General features: G+C 71.4%; 16 protein-coding genes. 6 read left to right on the top strand and 10 right to left on the bottom strand.

All coding sequences use genetic code 11. The features are described 5' to 3' along the window. Nucleotides 1-13: 13 nt before the first annotated feature. The 4 genes from IE258_RS34760 to IE258_RS34745 all read right to left on the bottom strand — a co-directional run bounded on the left by IE258_RS34760 (nucleotide 14) and on the right by IE258_RS34745 (nucleotide 4,364). Nucleotides 14-1,006 (bottom strand): DEDDh family exonuclease, encoded by a 993-nt coding sequence (locus IE258_RS34760; RefSeq protein ID WP_189749807.1) that lies wholly within the window; start codon nucleotides 1,004-1,006, stop codon nucleotides 14-16. A gap of 104 nt (nucleotides 1,007-1,110) precedes the next feature. Beyond that, nucleotides 1,111-2,118, bottom strand: a complete 1,008-nt coding sequence (locus IE258_RS34755) for a CopD family protein (protein ID WP_189749805.1) — start codon at nucleotides 2,116-2,118, stop codon at nucleotides 1,111-1,113. Between the two features lie 50 nt (nucleotides 2,119-2,168). Then, entirely contained in the window at nucleotides 2,169-2,732 is a 564-nt protein-coding gene (locus IE258_RS34750) for a hypothetical protein (protein WP_189749804.1), read from the bottom strand. Between the two features lie 93 nt (nucleotides 2,733-2,825). After that, nucleotides 2,826-4,364, bottom strand: coding sequence for a S8 family serine peptidase (locus IE258_RS34745; protein WP_189749802.1), 1,539 nt, complete (start codon nucleotides 4,362-4,364; stop codon nucleotides 2,826-2,828). 349 nt (nucleotides 4,365-4,713) lie between these two features. Here IE258_RS34745 and IE258_RS34740 point away from each other — a divergent pair, with 349 nt between their 5' ends. The 3 genes from IE258_RS34740 (at nucleotide 4,714) to moaA (ending at nucleotide 7,877) form a co-directional block, all read left to right on the top strand. After that, nucleotides 4,714-5,088 carry a DUF485 domain-containing protein gene (locus IE258_RS34740; RefSeq protein WP_159330285.1) on the top strand — a complete coding sequence of 125 codons (375 nt, stop codon included), beginning with the start codon at nucleotides 4,714-4,716 and terminating at the stop codon, nucleotides 5,086-5,088. After that, complete coding sequence (locus IE258_RS34735; RefSeq protein ID WP_109032050.1) at nucleotides 5,085-6,719, top strand: monocarboxylic acid transporter; 1,635 nt, start codon at nucleotides 5,085-5,087, stop codon at nucleotides 6,717-6,719. The genes IE258_RS34740 and IE258_RS34735 overlap by 4 nt, the downstream gene beginning before the upstream one ends. Nucleotides 6,720-6,887: 168 nt before the next feature. Beyond that, nucleotides 6,888-7,877: a GTP 3',8-cyclase MoaA gene (moaA, locus tag IE258_RS34730; RefSeq protein WP_229892616.1), complete on the top strand. Its 990-nt coding sequence runs from the start codon at nucleotides 6,888-6,890 to the stop codon at nucleotides 7,875-7,877. A gap of 11 nt (nucleotides 7,878-7,888) precedes the next feature. Here the strand turns inward: moaA and IE258_RS34725 are convergent, their stop codons facing one another. Next, the gene (locus tag IE258_RS34725) at nucleotides 7,889-8,119 is read right to left on the bottom strand and encodes a hypothetical protein (protein WP_189749800.1); all 231 of its coding nucleotides are present in this window, start codon (nucleotides 8,117-8,119) and stop codon (nucleotides 7,889-7,891) included. A 222-nt stretch (nucleotides 8,120-8,341) separates the two neighbouring features. Next, nucleotides 8,342-8,740, bottom strand: coding sequence for a DUF3099 domain-containing protein (locus tag IE258_RS34720; protein ID WP_189749799.1), 399 nt, complete (start codon nucleotides 8,738-8,740; stop codon nucleotides 8,342-8,344). A 262-nt stretch (nucleotides 8,741-9,002) separates the two neighbouring features. Here IE258_RS34720 and IE258_RS34715 point away from each other — a divergent pair, with 262 nt between their 5' ends. Next, complete coding sequence (locus IE258_RS34715) at nucleotides 9,003-9,284, top strand: GlsB/YeaQ/YmgE family stress response membrane protein (protein WP_003977004.1); 282 nt, start codon at nucleotides 9,003-9,005, stop codon at nucleotides 9,282-9,284. Nucleotides 9,285-9,372: 88 nt separating this feature from the next. On the opposite strand, the gene tyrS is transcribed toward IE258_RS34715, so the two are convergent. From tyrS to IE258_RS34700, 3 genes are all read right to left on the bottom strand, one after another. Further along, nucleotides 9,373-10,641, bottom strand: a complete 1,269-nt coding sequence (gene tyrS, locus IE258_RS34710; protein ID WP_189749797.1) for a tyrosine--tRNA ligase — start codon at nucleotides 10,639-10,641, stop codon at nucleotides 9,373-9,375. A gap of 79 nt (nucleotides 10,642-10,720) precedes the next feature. Beyond that, nucleotides 10,721-12,115 carry a metallopeptidase TldD-related protein gene (locus IE258_RS34705; protein ID WP_189749796.1) on the bottom strand — a complete coding sequence of 465 codons (1,395 nt, stop codon included), beginning with the start codon at nucleotides 12,113-12,115 and terminating at the stop codon, nucleotides 10,721-10,723. Further along, nucleotides 12,112-13,635, bottom strand: a complete 1,524-nt coding sequence (locus IE258_RS34700) for a TldD/PmbA family protein (RefSeq protein ID WP_189749795.1) — start codon at nucleotides 13,633-13,635, stop codon at nucleotides 12,112-12,114. Before IE258_RS34700 ends, IE258_RS34705 begins: the two co-directional genes overlap by 4 nt. Nucleotides 13,636-13,910: 275 nt before the next feature. Here IE258_RS34700 and fabG point away from each other — a divergent pair, with 275 nt between their 5' ends. Together fabG and fabI are read left to right on the top strand one after the other, a co-directional pair. Next, complete coding sequence (fabG, locus tag IE258_RS34695; protein ID WP_061445492.1) at nucleotides 13,911-14,615, top strand: 3-oxoacyl-[acyl-carrier-protein] reductase; 705 nt, start codon at nucleotides 13,911-13,913, stop codon at nucleotides 14,613-14,615. Nucleotides 14,616-14,620: 5 nt separating this feature from the next. After that, the gene (gene fabI / locus IE258_RS34690; RefSeq protein WP_159330297.1) at nucleotides 14,621-15,388 is read left to right on the top strand and encodes an enoyl-ACP reductase FabI; all 768 of its coding nucleotides are present in this window, start codon (nucleotides 14,621-14,623) and stop codon (nucleotides 15,386-15,388) included. 87 nt (nucleotides 15,389-15,475) lie between these two features. Here fabI and IE258_RS34685 read toward each other — a convergent pair whose 3' ends face one another. Next, on the bottom strand, nucleotides 15,476-16,168 hold the full coding sequence (locus tag IE258_RS34685; protein WP_189749794.1) for a FadR/GntR family transcriptional regulator: 693 nt from the start codon (nucleotides 16,166-16,168) through the stop codon (nucleotides 15,476-15,478). Nucleotides 16,169-16,185: the final 17 nt, after the last annotated feature.

Genomic DNA, 16,185 nt, shown 5'->3' with positions numbered 1-16,185 from the left:
GCGGCCCGCGCCCTCAGGGCTTGGCGTCCGCGGGCTCGACGTCCGCGAGCAGCTGCCCGAAAGCCGCCTCGTCCACCACCGGCGTGCCGAACTGGCGGGCCTTGACCACCTTGGACGTCCCAGAGTCCGGGTCGTTGGTGACCAGCAGGCTGGTCAGCCGGGACAGGCTGGTCGCGACGTGCAGCCCCGCCTCCACGGCGCGGTCCTCCAGCAGGTCGCGCTCGACGGAGGTGTCACCCGAGAAGGCGACCCGCATGCCCTGCTTGAGTCGTTTGCCCTCTTCGTACCGGCCGGGGTTGGGATAGGGGCATGCGGGCCTTTTGCGGGAGGGGCGCCAACTGCTCGGCCGGTAGCTCCCGTAGCCCGCCTGCTGCCCGATCCGGAGCGCGGGCCGGTCCGACCACTCGGTCAGCGGCCGGCACTCGTGCAGCGGCAGCCGCACATCCCCGGCCGCCGCGGCCAGCAGGCTCGGCCGGAACGCCTCCGCCAGCACCCGCGCGTCGTCCAGCGCGTGGTGCGCCCGCTGCTGCACGACGCCGAAGTGCGCGGCCAGCGACTCCAGCTTGTGGTTGGGCAGCGGCAGGTCCAGGGCCTTGGACAGCGCGATGGTGCACAGCCGTTGACGCACCGGCGCCTCGCGCTCCGCGCGCGCGTACTCGCGGGCGATCATCTGCCAGTCGAAGACCGCGTTGTGCGCGACGAGGACGCGCCCGTCGAGCCGGGCCGCGAACTCCTCGGCGACGTCCGGGAACAGCGGCGCGTCCCGGAGCACCTCGCTCGTCAGACCGTGTATCCACACCGGCCCCGGATCGCGCTGCGGATTGACCAGGGTGTACCAGTGGTCCTCGACCTCGCCGCGGGCGTCCAGCCGGTAGACGGCCGCCGAGATGATGCGGTCGTCGCGGGCCAGGCCGGTGGTCTCCACGTCGACGACCGCGTACCCCTGGGGATACGCGGTCGGCCACGCCGTGGCGGACGGCGCTGCGGTCGTGCGGTCTTCGAGCATGGTCAATGAGGATACGGGCCGGGACCGACACTCCGGTCCCGCAGGGGCCCCGCGCCGTCAAGTTCCGGGCACCGAGGGAGCGTTGCGGCACCCCGTGCGCGCGCTCACCACCGGATCGGCACCGGAAGGGCCGTCAGAAGCCCCGACACCGCGACCACCACGCCCAGCGCGGCGACCTCCGCGCGCGCGGGGGAGCAGGCGGTCAGCGGATCGGCCGCGCGGCCCAGCCGGATCCTGGCCCACAGCGCGAGGACGGCGACGGCGGCCACCAGGAGCACCTTGGCGAGCAGGACCCGCCCGTACGCGGTGTCCGTCAGCTGGTCCAGGATCGTGCCCGCCGGCATCCGGCGCAGCGAACTGCCCACCCCGGTGGCCGTGAGGAGCGCCAGCAGGACGGCCGCCACGCGCGCGTAGAGCCCCAGCAGGGCCGGCCCCGCCTCGGCACCCCGCCACCGCCGCAGGGTCCGCAGCGCGTACAGCAGACCGCCCACCCACAGCGAGGCGCACGTCAGATGGACGAGGGTCAGACCGGAGCCGAGCAGCGGACTGTACTCGGTCGTGGGGTGCGCGCGGAGCGCGTCCGCGACGATCACCGCGGCCAGCGGCCACACCTGGAGTCCGGGCCGGCGCGAGGTCGCGCACAGCCAGGCGGCGAGGAATCCGTTGACCTCGAGGAGCGCCAGCTTGCCGTCGCGGGAGGCGTAGAGACCGCCGACGTCGATGTCGGCGGCGGAGCCCGGCACCAGGTTGCCCGTGGCCACCACCGAGGCCAGCCCGAGGGCGGCGACGAAACCGGCGGCGGCCGCGTACGGCGACCAGCTGCGGGGCCGGTCCGCGGGAGCGCCGGGCAGTGACCGGGCCAGGCGGTTCACGAAGAGTTCGCCGAGCGGAACGCTCAGCGCGGCGAAGAGCACCGTGCGCAGCAGGGCGATGCCGCCGGTGCCGGGTGCCTCGGCCTCCCCGGTGCCGTGCAGGGCGGGGGACGGACCGAGCACGGGTATCAGCGCGCCCAGCGCCACCAGCACGAGTACGGCGACCGTCCGGCCGGTGCCGGAGGGCCGCGAGTGGCGTCCGGCGTCGGTGGTCCGGGACGGGGGTCGTATCGAGGTCACCCCAGGATCTTCACCAAGTCACCAGATCCGGGCAAGTTCCGCCCTCGCCCTCACGAGTCCCCTGCCGTGTCGGTCACGGACGCGTCCTGCGGGCGGGAAGCGGCCGACCACCACAGCCGCACCTCCTTGCGCACGTCCGTGGGCCGCAGCTCCCACCCCTGGGCGAGGGCGACTTCGGCGACGTACCGTCCGCCGACGCCGCGGTAGACGCGCCGGGGTATCTCGCACTCCACGGGCGGCCGCGCCTTCTTCGGCTCGCGCGGGGCGGATGCCTGCTTGGTCCAGTTGCCCACTGCCTTGTCGACCCGCGCCCGGTAGTAGGCGGCATCCCCCTCGTGCCGCAGCTCGGGCCACGTCACACACCAGGAGCCCAGCCGGGCGATGCCACCGAGGACGTCGTCCATGAACCTCATGTAGCCGCGCCCGAAGCTCTCACTGACCGCCGCGATCGCGTCGGCGAACAGACCCACCACGAAGAGCACCGCTGCCACTGCCAGCCAGAACGCGCACAGCAGCGGGAAGAACAGCAGAGTCGCGACGAACCTCAGGGCCAGCGACCAGCGGGGGCGCACCGGTTCGGGCCCCCAGGTGGCGGGATCCTCGTAAGTGTCCATGGCGAAGATACTGCCGCACGACGACGACGGGGGCGGCGGACCCGGTGGGAACCGGGCCGCCGCCCCCGCGTCACGTACGGGTACGCGTACCGGCTACCAGGTCACCGCGTCCAGTGCGTCGGCCATGCCCCAGCCGTAGAAGCCGTTGCGGTTCTTCGGGCCCTCGCACACCGCGTCGACCTTGCCGTCGCCGTCGATGTCGTACGGCTTGGTGCACGCCGTGGCGTCGGCCTCGGCGTACAGCAGGGCCTTCACCATGGCGGGGGAGGCGTGCGGGTGCGTCGACTTGATGAGGGCGGCGACGCCCGCGACGTGCGGCGAGGCCATCGACGTACCGGCCATGTAGCCCCACTTGCCGCCGGGCAGCGTGCCCAGGATCAGACCGCTGGTGGCGGGCGGCTCCGGGGTCTGGTAGGCCGTCGAGTCGCCGCCGGGCGCGGCGATGTCGATGACGCCGAGGCCGTGGTTGGAGAAGGACGACTTGAGGCCCTTCGCACCGGTCGCCGCGACCGTCACGACACCCGGCAGCTGGGTCGGGATGTCCAGGCACTTCGACGGGTCGACGGTCCGGTCGCCGGGCGTGGTGTCGTTGGGCGAGGACGGGTCGGTGATCTCGTCGGAGCTGAGGTCGTAGTTCTCGTTGCCGGCCGCGGCGACGTTGACCGCGCCCTTCTTCTCCGCGTACCGGGAGGCCCGCGAGACGGCCTCGACGAGCGCCTTCTGGTCCGGGTCGTCCTTGCAGTTGAAGTACCACGGGTCGGTGTAATAGCTGTTGTTGGTCACGTCGACGCCGTGCTCGGCCGCCCACATGAAGCCGCACACCACGGCCTCGGTGTAGAAGAAGCCGTCGGGGTTGGAGACCTTGATGCCGGCCACCTTCACCCCGGGTGCCACGCCGGTCATGCCGACGCCGTTCTTGGCGGCGGCTATCTCCCCGGCCACGTGGGTGCCGTGCGGGCTCTCCGCCGCGCTCGGCCGCCAGGCGCCGTCGGCGGTGTCCGGCTTGCCCGCCACGCAGTTGACCGACGCCTGCCGGTCGAAGTTCGGGGCGATGTCCGGGTGGGTGTCGTCGACGCCGGTGTCGATGACGGCGACGGTCACCTTCTTGCTGCCCAGCGTCTTCTCGTGCGCCTTGTCCGCCTTGATGGCGGGCAGGTCCCACTGCAGCGACTCCAGCGGGTCCTGGCCCGCGGCCTTCGCGGAGGCGGCCTTTGCGGCGGCCAGTTCCTCGCCGCCGAGCACCTGCGGCGCGCCCGTGTCGGTGGTGGCGGCCGAGGGCAGCGGCGCGGTGCGGGTGGCACCGGCCGACTGCACGCCGCGCACCTTGCGGACGGTCTTGGCGAAGTCGGGGTTGGCGGAGTGGACGACGATCACGCCGATCCGGTCGTACGACGTGACGATCGTGCCGCCCGCCTTGGCTATCGCCCGCCGCACGGTGGCCGAAGGACGGTGCCCGGAGGCGACGTTGACGACGTAGCTGAGCGAGGTCGCGTCCGCCGCCGTCGAGGGCGCGGCCTCGGCCGCGGGGGTCGCGGCGGCCGGGGTGCCCGGCAGGAACGCGAGCGACGCGGCCACGGCCAGGCCCGCCGGAATCGCGAGTGCACGGCGGTGACGCGAGAGGGGAGCGGTCATGCGTGGTGTCTCCAGTCCGTCGGGAAAACTCGGGAAACGAGCCGGCGTCTGGAGCGCGGATCGCGCGCGAAACGCAGATGATCCATGGGTTCTCCACATCATCCGGCAGAACGGCACCTGCCCGGACACGGGTAATCGGGCAGGTACATGACGTAGTGGTGCAGGGTGAAGCTATCCCCCGAAGTCCCTGGCCAGCAATGACCCGCCGAGGACGACTTCGGAAAGTGCCACGGGTGTTGAACCGGTCCCCGCGGGGCGCCGTGTCGTTGGACAGGGAGCCCGAGCACGATCAGCCCCCTGCGAGAACACCGAGGTCCAAGCCGTCATGTCCGTCGTACGAGGAGACTCCGTGGCCACCGACGCACCGCCCCCCTCCAAAGAGGAGCCCCCCTCGCAAGAGGAACACCGACTCCCCTCCGCCGAGGAGTTCTCCGAAGTGCAGCAGAGCGCCGAGTTCGCCGAACTGCGCCGCTCCTTCCGCTCCTTCGCGTTCCCGCTGACCGTCGCCTTCGTGGCCTGGTACCTGCTCTACGTGCTGCTGTCGAACTACGCAGGCGACTTCATGGGCACCAAGCTGTTCGGCAACATCAACGTCGCGTTCGTCTTCGGCATCGCCCAGTTCGTCACCACGTTCCTCATCGCCTGGTGGTACTCGCGGCACGCCGCCGCGAAGCTCGACCCCAAGGCCGAGGCCATCAAGACCCGGATGGAGGGCGGCGCATGAGCCCCGCACAGTCCGTTTTCGCCGCCGAGCTGGCCGCCAACGAGGCCAGCGAGCACCGGCCGCTCATCATCACGCTCTTCGCGGTCTTCGTCCTCGCCACGCTCGGCATCACCGTCTGGGCCGGCCGCCAGACCAAGGACGCTGCCGACTTCTACGCGGGCGGCCGCCAGTTCAGCGCCTTCCAGAACGGCCTCGCCGTCTCCGGCGACTACATGTCGGCGGCGTCCTTCCTCGGCATCGCCGGCGCCATCGCCCTCTTCGGCTACGACGGCTTCCTGTACTCCATCGGCTTCCTGGTCGCCTGGCTGGTCGCCCTGCTCCTGGTCGCCGAGCCGCTCAGGAACTCCGGCCGCTACACGATGGGCGACGTCCTCGCCTACCGCATGCGCCAGCGCCCGGTGCGCACCGCCGCCGGCACCTCCACGATCGTCGTCTCGATCTTCTACCTGCTGGCCCAGATGGCGGGCGCGGGCATCCTGGTCTCGCTGCTGCTCGGCATCACCTCCGACGCGGGCAAGATCCTCATCGTCGCCCTCGTCGGCATCCTGATGATCGTGTACGTCACCATCGGCGGCATGAAGGGCACCACCTGGGTCCAGATGGTCAAGGCCGTGCTGCTGATCGGCGGCACCATCCTGATCACCTTCCTGGTGCTGCTGAAGTTCGACTTCAACATCTCCGACCTGCTCGGCAAGGCCGCCGAGAACAGCGGCGCCGGCTCCGCCTTCCTGGAGCCCGGCCTCCAGTACGGCGCGAACGGCACCTCCAAGCTCGACTTCATCTCCCTGGGCATCGCCCTGGTGCTCGGCACCGCCGGCCTGCCGCACATCCTGATCCGCTTCTACACGGTGCCCAACGCCAAGGCCGCCCGTAAGTCGGTGAACTGGGCCATCGGCATCATCGGCGCCTTCTACCTGATGACCATCGCCCTCGGCTTCGGCGCCGCGGCGCTCGTCGGCAAGGACGAGATCATCGCGTCCAACCCGTCCGGCAACACGGCGGCGCCCCTGCTCGCGCTGCACGTCGGCGGCGTCGACTCGGCCTGGGGCGCGATCCTGCTCGCCACGATCTCGGCGGTGGCCTTCGCGACCATCCTCGCCGTGGTCGCGGGCCTCACCCTCGCCTCGTCCTCGTCCTTCGCGCACGACATCTACGCCAACGTCATCCGCAAGGGCCAGGCCACCGAGAAGGAGGAGATGCGGGCGGCCCGCTGGGCGACCGTCTTCATCGGCATCGTCTCCATCGCGCTCGGCGCCCTCGCCCGGGACCTGAACGTGGCCGGTCTGGTCGCCCTGGCCTTCGCGGTCGCCGCGTCCGCCAACCTGCCGACCATCCTCTACAGCCTTTTCTGGAAGAGGTTCACCACCCAGGGCGCCCTGTGGTCGATCTACGGCGGCCTGATCGTCGCCGTCGGCCTGGTGCTGTTCTCGCCCGTCGTCTCCGGCGACCCGAAGGCGATGTTCCCGGACGTCGACTTCGCCTGGTTCCCGCTGAAGAACCCGGGCATCATCTCGATCCCGTTCGGCTTCCTGATGGGCTGGCTCGGCACGGTCCTGTCGAAGGAGGAGCCCGACAAGGCGAAGTACGCGGAGCTGGAGGTCCGGTCCCTGACCGGCACCGGAGCCCACTGACCGCCCCCGCCCGACCCGTACCGGCGCGGCCGCTCGTAGATCCCTACGACGCGGCCGCGCCGCGCGTCGTGGGTTCGGGCCGATGTCGATGTCCGACCGGTCACGTAGGCTCGACGGTGTCGGAGGAGAGAAGTGCTCCGCCGATCCGCGTCGAGGGAGGGGGCCCACGTGCTCATCGACACCTACGGCCGAGTGGCCACCGACCTGAGGGTCTCGCTCACCGACCGTTGCAACCTGCGCTGCACCTACTGCATGCCCGAAGAGGGCCTCCAGTGGCTGGCCAAGCCCGACCTGCTCACGGACGACGAGATCGTCCGCCTCATCGACATCGCGGTCACCTCCCTCGGCATCGAGGAGGTCCGCTTCACCGGCGGCGAGCCGCTGCTGCGCCCCGGTCTGGTCGGCATCGTCGAGCGCGTGGCGGCCCTCGAGCCCCGCCCCCAGATGTCGCTCACGACCAACGGCATCGGCCTCAGGCGCACGGCCACGGCCCTGAAGGCGGCGGGCCTGGACCGGGTCAACGTCTCGCTGGACACCCTGCGCCCGGACGTCTTCAAGACCCTCACCCGCCGGGACCGCCACAAGGACGTCCTGGAGGGCCTGGCGGCCGCCCGCGAGGCCGGACTCACCCCGGTCAAGGTCAACAGCGTCCTGATGCCGGGGCTCAACGCCGACGAGGCCCCCGACCTGCTCGCCTGGGCCGTCGAGAACGACTACGAACTGCGCTTCATCGAGCAGATGCCCCTGGACGCCCAGCACGGCTGGAAGCGCGAGGGCATGGTCACCGCCGGTGACATCCTGGCCTCCCTGCGGACCCGCTTCGAGCTGACCGCCGAGGGCTCCGAGGAGCGCGGCTCGGCCCCCGCCGAACGCTGGCTGGTGGACGGCGGCCCGCACCGCGTCGGCGTCATCGCCTCCGTCACCCGCCCGTTCTGCTCGGCCTGCGACCGCACCCGCCTGACCGCCGACGGCCAGGTGCGCACCTGCCTGTTCGCCACCGAGGAGACCGACCTGCGCGCGGCCCTGCGCTCCGACGCCCCCGACGAGGAGATCGCCCGCATCTGGCGCCTGGCCATGTGGGGCAAGAAGGCGGGCGCGGGCCTCGACGACCCGACCTTCGTCCAGCCCGACCGCCCGATGTCGGCGATCGGAGGCTGATCGAGCCGGTACTAGGACCTGCCCGAGTCCTCCGGGGCTTCCCACTCGGCGAGCGGGACCACGTCCTTCAGGAAGTTCCGCACCCCGAGGAACTGGGACAGGTGCTCGCGGTGCTCGTCGCACGCGATCCACGTCTTGCGCCGCTCCGGAGTGTGGACCTTCGGGTTGTTCCACGCCAGCACCCACACGGCGGGGGTGCGGCAGCCCTTGGCGGAGCAGATCGGGGTGGTTTCGTCACTCACGGTTTCGTCTCGCAGATCCAGGCACAGGGCCCGCACACAAGGCGACGCCGAGCAGCCACGGGGGGAGCTGCCCGGCGTCGGTCCGTCGCTCCGACGGGGGATGCGGAGCGCGTACGAAGTATGTCACGGCTCACCCATCGCCCGGCACCGGAACAACACGATTCATCTGAGCATTTCTTCGGCCTGGCGCGGAATCGACGCCGCCGCGCAGGGGCGTTGCGGTCACGGTCGGCCGCGCGGCTCACCGGCCGCACCCGGCCCCGAATCGGCGGTCGCGCCCTCCGGGACGGATTCCGCCGCACCGTTCCCGGCCCGCGGCGGCATGATCATCGGCGGGGTCGGCGCCGTCACGAACGTCGACGGCAAGGATGGCGCGTTCTCACGCCCGGCGTTGGCGATCACGACCGCGATGTACGGCAGGGCGGCCCCGAGGATCAGCGCCACGATCGCGACGTGCCGTTCCACGTTCCACAGGCAGACCGCGAGGATCACCGACGCCGTACGGATCGACATCGAGATGACGTACCGCCGCTGCCGCCCGCGCACGTCCTCCTGGAGGCCCGTCCGGGCCCCGGTGATCCGGAACACCTCGGGACTGCCGCCGGCACTCTGCTTCCGCATCTGGTTCCACCATCCGCCCGCATCGGACTCTCCCCGCCCCGCTCTCGTCCGCGGCCGCTCGGGGACTCCGGTCCCGGACAACTCTCCACGTTACGCCGCGCCTGCGCCGCTCACGAGACCGGGGCACCCCCGGTCCGGCCGTACCACGTGCGCCTTCCGGCCGGGCGCCGGTCCCCCGTTCGGCGGTACGCGGCATGCGCCGTACGCCGTACGCCCGAACACTGGTGGCATTGCTCGCGTAGAGCCGGACGAGGAGGCAGCCATGGGCTGGTTGTGGGCGATCATCGTGGGATTCGTGCTCGGCTTGATCGCCAAGGCGATCATTCCCGGCAAGCAGCACATGCCGCTGTGGCTGACCACCATCTGCGGCATGATCGGCGCGATCATCGGCAACGCGATCGCCCGCGCGGCCGGCGTCGAGGCGACGGCCGGCATCGACTGGTGGCGGCACCTGTTCCAGCTGGTGGCGGCGATCATCGTGGTCGGCCTCGGCGACGCGGCCTACGCGTCGGTACGCGGCAACCGGCGCCGCGAACGGGCCTGAACCCGCTCCGGGCCCGCCCCGTACGGCGAAGGGGCGTGCTCCGGCAGCCGTGCGGCGCCGGAGCACGCCCCTCGCGTGTGTCGTCCGCTCAGGCGCCGGTGACCTCCACCGCGGCCAGGTTCTTCTTGCCGCGGCGCAGCACCAGCCAGCGCCCGTGCAGCAGGTCCTCCTTGGCGGGGACGGCGTCCTCGCCGGTGACCTTGGCGTTGTTCACGTAGGCGCCGCCCTCCTTCACCGTGCGGCGCGCGGCGGACTTGCTGGCCACCAGACCCACCTCGGCGAACAGGTCGACGACCGGGGCCGGCTCGGCGACCCGGACGTGCGGCAGCTCGGAGAGGGCCGCGGCCAGCGTGCGCTCGTCCAGCTCCGCCAGCTCGCCCTGACCGAAGAGGGCCTTGGACGCGGCGATCACGGCGGCCGTCTGGTCGGCGCCGTGAACCAGCGTCGTCAGCTCCTCGGCCAGCGCGCGCTGCGCGGCCCGCGCCTGCGGACGCTCCTCGGTCTGCCGCTCCAGCTCCTCCAGCTCCTCGCGGGAGCGGAAGGACAGGATGCGCATGTACGTCGAGATGTCCCGGTCGTCCACGTTCAGCCAGAACTGGTAGAACGCGTACGGCGTCGTCATCTCCGGGTCGAGCCAGACGGCGCCGCCCTCGGTCTTGCCGAATTTGGTGCCGTCCGCCTTGGTCATCAGCGGCGTCGCGTAGGCGTGCACGGACGCGTCCGGCTCGAGGCGGTGCAGCAGGTCGAGGCCGGCCGTGAGGTTGCCCCACTGGTCGCTGCCGCCCTGCTGCATCGTGCAGCCGTACCTCCGGTAGAGCTGGAGGAAGTCCATCGCCTGGAGCAGCTGGTAGCTGAACTCCGTGTAGCTGATGCCCTCGGAGGACTCCAGGCGCCGGGCGACGGAGTCCTTGGTCAGCATCTTGTTGACCCGGAAGTGCTTGCCGATGTCCCGCAGGAACTCGATCGCCGACAGGCCCTCGGTCCAGTCGAGGTTGTTGACCATCACCGCGGCGTTCTCGCCCTCGAAGGACAGGAACGGCTCGATCTGGCCGCGCAGCCGCTGGACCCAGCCCGCGACGGTCTCCGGCGAGTTCAGCGTGCGCTCCGCGGTCGGACGCGGGTCGCCGATCTGGCCCGTGGCCCCGCCGACCAGCGCCAGCGGCCGGTGCCCGGCCTGCTGGAGCCGGCGCACGGTGAGCACCTGCACCAGGTGCCCCACGTGCAGGGACGGCGCGGTCGGGTCGAAACCGCAATAGAACGTGACGGGACCGTCCGCGAGCGCCTTGCGCAAAGCGTCCTCGTCGGTGGACTGGGCGAACAGCCCGCGCCACTTCAGCTCGTCGACGATGTCCGTCACGGTTCTCGTGTCTCCTTGACTGGTCCTGTATCGAGACGTACTGAGACGTATCGAATGGTCTCGCAAATCAGGTACGAGGTTATACGCCCTGGCTGACAGAGCTCATATTGAAATCGGGGACCCGCAGCGCTGGCATCGCGGCCCTGGTGAACCAGTCGCCCCACTCCCTGGGCAGCGTCTTCTCCGTCCGCCCGGCCTCCGAGGCCCGCCCCAGCAGGCCCACCGGCGACTCGTTGAACCGGAAGTTGTTCACCTCGCCGACGACCTCGCCGTGCTCGACGAGGTAGACGCCGTCCCGGGTCAGCCCGGTCAGCAGCAGCGTCGCCGGGTCGACCTCACGGATGTACCAGAGGCAGGTCAGCAGCAGCCCCCGCTCCGTGTCGGCGACCATCTGGTCCAGGGACCGGTCGGGGTCGCCGCCGTCCAGGATCAGGTTGCCGACCGCCGGTGCCACCGGCAGCCCGGTCAGCCCGGCGCTGTGCCGGGTGGTCGTCAGCCGGTGCAGCTCGCCCGCGCGGATCCAGTCGGTCGCCGCCACCGGCAGCCCGTTGTCGAACACCGACTGGTCGCCGCCCGACGAGTGCGCGACCACGAACGGCGCGCTCTCCAGCCCCGGCTCGTGCGGATCACTGCGCAGCGTCAGCGGCAGCGCGCCCAGCCGCTCGCCGACCCGGGTGCCGCCGGGCTTGGAGAACACCGTGCGCCCCTCGACCGCGTCCCGCCCGGACGCCGACCAGTACTGGTAGATCAGCAGGTCCGCGACCGCGGTCGGCGGCAGCAGCGTCTCGTAGCGCCCCGCGGGCAGCTCCACCCGCCGCTCGGCCCAGCCCAGCCGTACGGCCAGCTCGGCGTCGAGGGCTGCCGGGTCGACGTCCTTGAAGTCCCGCGTGGCCTGCCCCGCCCACGCCGACCGGGTACGGTCCGGCGACTTGGCGTTCAGCTCCAGCGTCCCGTTCGGCTGGTCGTGCCGCAGCCGGAGCCCCGTCGAGGTGCCGACGTAGGTCGAGGTCATCTCGTGGTTCGCGAACCCGTACAGCTCCCGGCCGCCCGCACGCGCGCGGGCGAACGCCTCCCCGAGGGCCGGCGCGAAGTCGGCGAACACCGCGGACGAGGTCTCGGCGGGCGCGTCGGTGAAGTCCGGCGCCGCCGGCCCGCCCGTGACCAGCGGCTGCGCGTCCTCCGCCGGTCCCGCGCCCCGCGCGGCGGCCTCGGCGGCCCGCACCAGGGGCTCCAGCTCGTCCACGGTCACGGCCGAGCGCGACACCACCCCGGACGCCGTGCCCTCCCGTCCGTCCACGGTGGCGACGACCGTCAGCGTGCGCCCGCGCGTGACACCGTTGGTGGTGAGCGCGTTGCCCGCCCAGCGCAGGTTGGCGGTGGACTCCTCGTCGGCGATGACGACGCACCCGTCGGCCCGGGACAGCTCCAGCGCCCGCTCGACGATCTCGTGCGGCTTGTTGGTGCGGACGCTCATCGACCGGCCTCCTGCGTGGTGTTCAGAATGTTGACTCCCTTGAAGAGGGCGGACGGGCAGCCGTGCGAGACGGCCGCGACCTGGCCCGGCTGGGCCTTGCCGCAGTTGAAGGCGCCGCCCAGGACGTACGTCTGCGGGCCGCCGACGGCCGCCATCGACCCCCAGAAGTCGGTGGTCGTCGCCTGGTACGCCACGTCCCGCAGCTGACCGGCGAGCCGCCCGTTCTCGATCCGGAAGAACCGCTGACCGGTGAACTGGAAGTTGTAGCGCTGCATGTCGATGGACCAGGACCGGTCCCCGACGACATAGATCCCGCGGTCGACGCCCCCGATCAGGTCCTCGGTCGACAGCCCGCCCGGATCCGGCCGCAGCGACACGTTGGCCATCCGCTGCACCGGCACGTGCGCGGGGGAGTCGGCGTAGGCGCACCCGTTGGACCGTTCGAACCCGGTGAGCCTCGCGATCCGCCGGTCGAGCTGGTAGCCCACCAGCCTGCCGTCCTTCACCAGGTCCCAGGACTGACCCTCGACGCCCTCGTCGTCGTACCCGACGGTCGCCAGTCCGTGCTCGGCGGTGCGGTCGCCGGTGACGTTCATCAGCTCGGAGCCGTAGCGCAGCTTGCCGAGCTGGTCGAAGGTGGCGAAGGAGGTGCCGGCGTAGGCGGCCTCGTAGCCGAGGGCGCGGTCCAGCTCGGTGGCGTGCCCGATGGACTCGTGGATGGTCAGCCACAGGTTCGACGGGTCGACGACCAGGTCGTACAGTCCCGCCTCGACGCTCGGCGCCCGCATCTTCTCGGCCAGCAGCTCCGGGATCTCGGCCAGCTCGGAATCCCAGTCCCAGCCGGTCCCGGTCAGGTACTCCCAGCCCCGCCCGGCCGGCGGCGCCAGCGTGCGCATGGAGTCGAACTCGCCGCTGGAGTCGTCCACAGACACGGCGGTGAGCACCGGGTGCAGCCGTACGCGCTGCTGCGTCGTCACGGTCCCGGCGGTGTCGGCGTAGAACTTGTTCTCGTGCACGGTGAGCAGCGAGGCGTCCACGTGGTCGACCCCGTCCGCCGCCAGCAGCCGCGCGCTCCAGTCGGCCAGCAGGGCGGCCTTCTCCGTGTCCGGCACGGAGAACGGGTCGATCTCGTACGCCGAGATCCAGGACTTGTCGGCGTGCACGGGCTCGTCCGCGAGTTCCACCCTCTCGTCGGACCCCGCCGCCTTGATCACCCGCGCCGACAGCTTCGCCATCGCCACCGCCTGCGAGGCGACCTTGGCGGCCGCGTCCAGGGTCAGGTCCACGCCGGACGCGAACCCCCACGTGCCGCCGTGCACCACCCGCACCGCGTATCCGAGGTCGGTGGTGTCCGAGGACCCGGCGGGCCTGGCGTCCCGCAGCCGCCAGGACGCGCTGCGCACCCGCTCGAGGCGGAAGTCGGCGTGCTCCGCACCGAGGGCACGCGCACGGGCGAGGGCGGCGTCGGCGAGGGCGCGTAGGGGGAGTGCCGTGAAGGCTTGGTCGATGCTGTGAGGCACCTGCGTCTCTTTCTGTCGACGTGACCGGTCGTCTGCCGCGACACCGGGGGCTGCGCCGCATCATGTCGCGTCGGGGATCCGGCGACCACACCTTTCCCGCCGCGCCGGGGACCGGTTCTGTAGGGATCCGACAGACAGCCCCGTAAGCCACTGTGGGTGCCCGAGTCTCTGCGGGAGGCCGGGGACCGATAGATTTTCGAGGAAGCCGCCTGCCGTCGCCGCCCGCCGTACGGGTGAACGGACGGGTGGACGACCGCTAGGGAAAGGGTGATCCGTTGAGCCGCTCGGTTCTCGTCACCGGAGGAAACCGGGGCATCGGCCTCGCCATCGCCCGCGCTTTCGCCGATGCCGGCGACAAGGTCGCGATCACATACCGCTCGGGTGAGCCGCCGGAGGGCTTCCTGGCCGTCAAGTGCGACATCACCGACACCGAGCAGGTGGAGCAGGCCTACAAGGAGATCGAGGAGACACACGGTCCCGTCGAGGTCCTGATCGCCAACGCCGGCGTCACCAAGGACCAGCTCCTGATGCGCATGTCGGAGGAGGACTTCACCTCCGTCCTCGAGACCAACCTCACCGGCACCTTCCGCGTCGTCAAGCGCGCCAACCGCGCCATGCTGCGCGCCAAGAAGGGCCGCGTCGTCCTCATCTCGTCGGTGGTCGGTCTGCTCGGCTCCGCGGGGCAGGCGAACTACGCCGCCTCCAAGGCCGGTCTGGTCGGCTTCGCGCGTTCCCTCGCCCGTGAGCTGGGATCGCGCAACATCACCTTCAACGTCGTCGCGCCCGGTTTCGTCGACACCGACATGACCAAGGTGCTCACCGACGAGCAGCGGGCGAACATCGTGTCGCAGGTGCCGCTGGGGCGGTACGCGCGGCCGGAGGAGATCGCCGCGACGGTGCGGTTCCTCGCCTCGGACGACGCCTCGTACATCACTGGAGCCGTCATCCCCGTTGACGGCGGACTGGGAATGGGTCACTGATCACCATGAGCGGAATTCTCGAGGGCAAGCGCGTCCTGATCACCGGCGTGCTGACGGAGTCCTCCATCGCCTTCCACGCCGCCAAGCTGGCCCAGGAGCAGGGCGCCGAGGTCATCCTGACCGCGTTCCCCCGGCCCACCCTGACCGAGCGCATCGCCAAGAAGCTGCCGAAGCCCGCCAAGGTCATCGAGCTGGACGTCACCAACGAGGAGCACCTCGCCCGCCTCGCCGACGTCGTCGGTGAGGAGCTGGGCGGCCTCGACGGCGTCGTGCACTCCATCGGCTTCGCCCCGCAGGACGCCCTCGGCGGCAACTTCCTCAACGCGCCGTTCGAGTCGGTCGCCACCGCCATGCACGTCTCGGCGTACTCCCTGAAGTCGCTGACCATGGCCTGTCTGCCGCTGATGCAGAACGGCGGTTCGATCGTCGGCCTCACCTTCGACGCGCAGTTCGCCTGGCCGCAGTACGACTGGATGGGCCCCGCCAAGGCCGCGCTGGAGGCCACCAGCCGCTACATGGCCCGTGACCTGGGCAAGCAGAACATCCGCTGCAACCTGATCTCGGCCGGCCCGATCGGTTCCATGGCCGCCAAGTCCATCCCGGGCTTCAGCGAGCTGGCCTCCGTGTGGGACACCCGCTCCCCGCTGGAGTGGGACCTGAAGGACCCGGAGCCGGCCGGCCGCGGCATCGTCGCGCTGCTGAGCGACTGGTTCCCGAAGACCACGGGCGAGATCGTCCACGTCGACGGCGGTCTGCACGCCATCGGCGCCTGACCCGGCACCTCGTCCGAGGGCCCGCATCCCGTACGGGGTGCGGGCCCTCGCGCCGTCACCGCAGGCGGGTCGCCGCAGTGGCGCGGGTCAGTCGCCCGAGGGCGGGGCGAACAGCGCCGGACGGCACACGAACGGATAGGACGCCGCCTCCTCGGCCGCCGTCGCCGCGTCGCCCGCCCGGATCGCGTCCACCAGCCGGGCGTGGTCCATGTGCATCGCCGGGGACATGCCCTCGCCCACGTCGCCGCGCAGCCAGTCCCGCATCACCTCGCCCAGGTCCGCGTACATCGCCGTCATCACGTCGTTGTGCGAGGCGGCCACGACCGCCAGGTGGAACGTGGCGTCCGCCGACACGAACGCCTCCGCGTCACCCGACTCCCAGGCTTCCTCCCGGCGCAGCAGCAGGCCGTCGATCTGCTTGAGGTCCCTCTCCGTGCGCCGCTCGGCGGCCAGGCGCGCGGCGGCCGACTCCAGCGTGGAACGCAGCTCGGCGATGTGCCGGGGGTCGGCGTCGGCGAAGCGGCGCTGCATCACGCCGGCCAGCTCGCTGGTCGCCACGACGTACGTGCCGGAGCCCTGGCGGATGTCCAGCAGACCGTTGTGGGCCAGCGCGCGGACGGCCTCGCGGACCGTGTTCCGGGCGACGCCGAGCTGCTCGACCAGTTCGGGCTCCGTGGGGATGCGGGAGCCGACCGGCCACTCGCCCGAGGCGATCTGCTGCCGCAGCGCCGCGATGACCTGCTCGGACAGTGCCGAACGACGGGGATGGTTCAGCGGCATGGCACACCTTCGCACAC

Origin of the sequence: Streptomyces tendae (assembly GCF_014650435.1) — a bacterium.
GTDB classification, from domain to species: Bacteria; Actinomycetota; Actinomycetes; order Streptomycetales; family Streptomycetaceae; genus Streptomyces; species Streptomyces tendae.
Note: the sequence above shows the minus strand (reverse complement) of the source record. Positions and strands in the feature narration are given on the sequence as shown.

What these genes read in the sequence shown, in the direction of transcription:
- IE258_RS34760 (WP_189749807.1), bottom strand. Translation starts at nt 1,006, where the DNA reads ATGCTCGAAGACCGCACGACCGCAGCGCCGTCCGCCACGGCGTGGCCG.
- IE258_RS34750 (WP_189749804.1), bottom strand. Translation starts at nt 2,732, where the DNA reads ATGGACACTTACGAGGATCCCGCCACCTGGGGGCCCGAACCGGTGCGC.
- IE258_RS34745 (WP_189749802.1), bottom strand. Translation starts at nt 4,364, where the DNA reads ATGACCGCTCCCCTCTCGCGTCACCGCCGTGCACTCGCGATTCCGGCG.
- IE258_RS34735 (WP_109032050.1), top strand. Translation starts at nt 5,085, where the DNA reads ATGAGCCCCGCACAGTCCGTTTTCGCCGCCGAGCTGGCCGCCAACGAG.
- IE258_RS34720 (WP_189749799.1), bottom strand. Translation starts at nt 8,740, where the DNA reads ATGCGGAAGCAGAGTGCCGGCGGCAGTCCCGAGGTGTTCCGGATCACC.
- IE258_RS34715 (WP_003977004.1), top strand. Translation starts at nt 9,003, where the DNA reads ATGGGCTGGTTGTGGGCGATCATCGTGGGATTCGTGCTCGGCTTGATC.
- IE258_RS34705 (WP_189749796.1), bottom strand. Translation starts at nt 12,115, where the DNA reads ATGAGCGTCCGCACCAACAAGCCGCACGAGATCGTCGAGCGGGCGCTG.
- fabI (WP_159330297.1), top strand. Translation starts at nt 14,621, where the DNA reads ATGAGCGGAATTCTCGAGGGCAAGCGCGTCCTGATCACCGGCGTGCTG.
- IE258_RS34685 (WP_189749794.1), bottom strand. Translation starts at nt 16,168, where the DNA reads ATGCCGCTGAACCATCCCCGTCGTTCGGCACTGTCCGAGCAGGTCATC.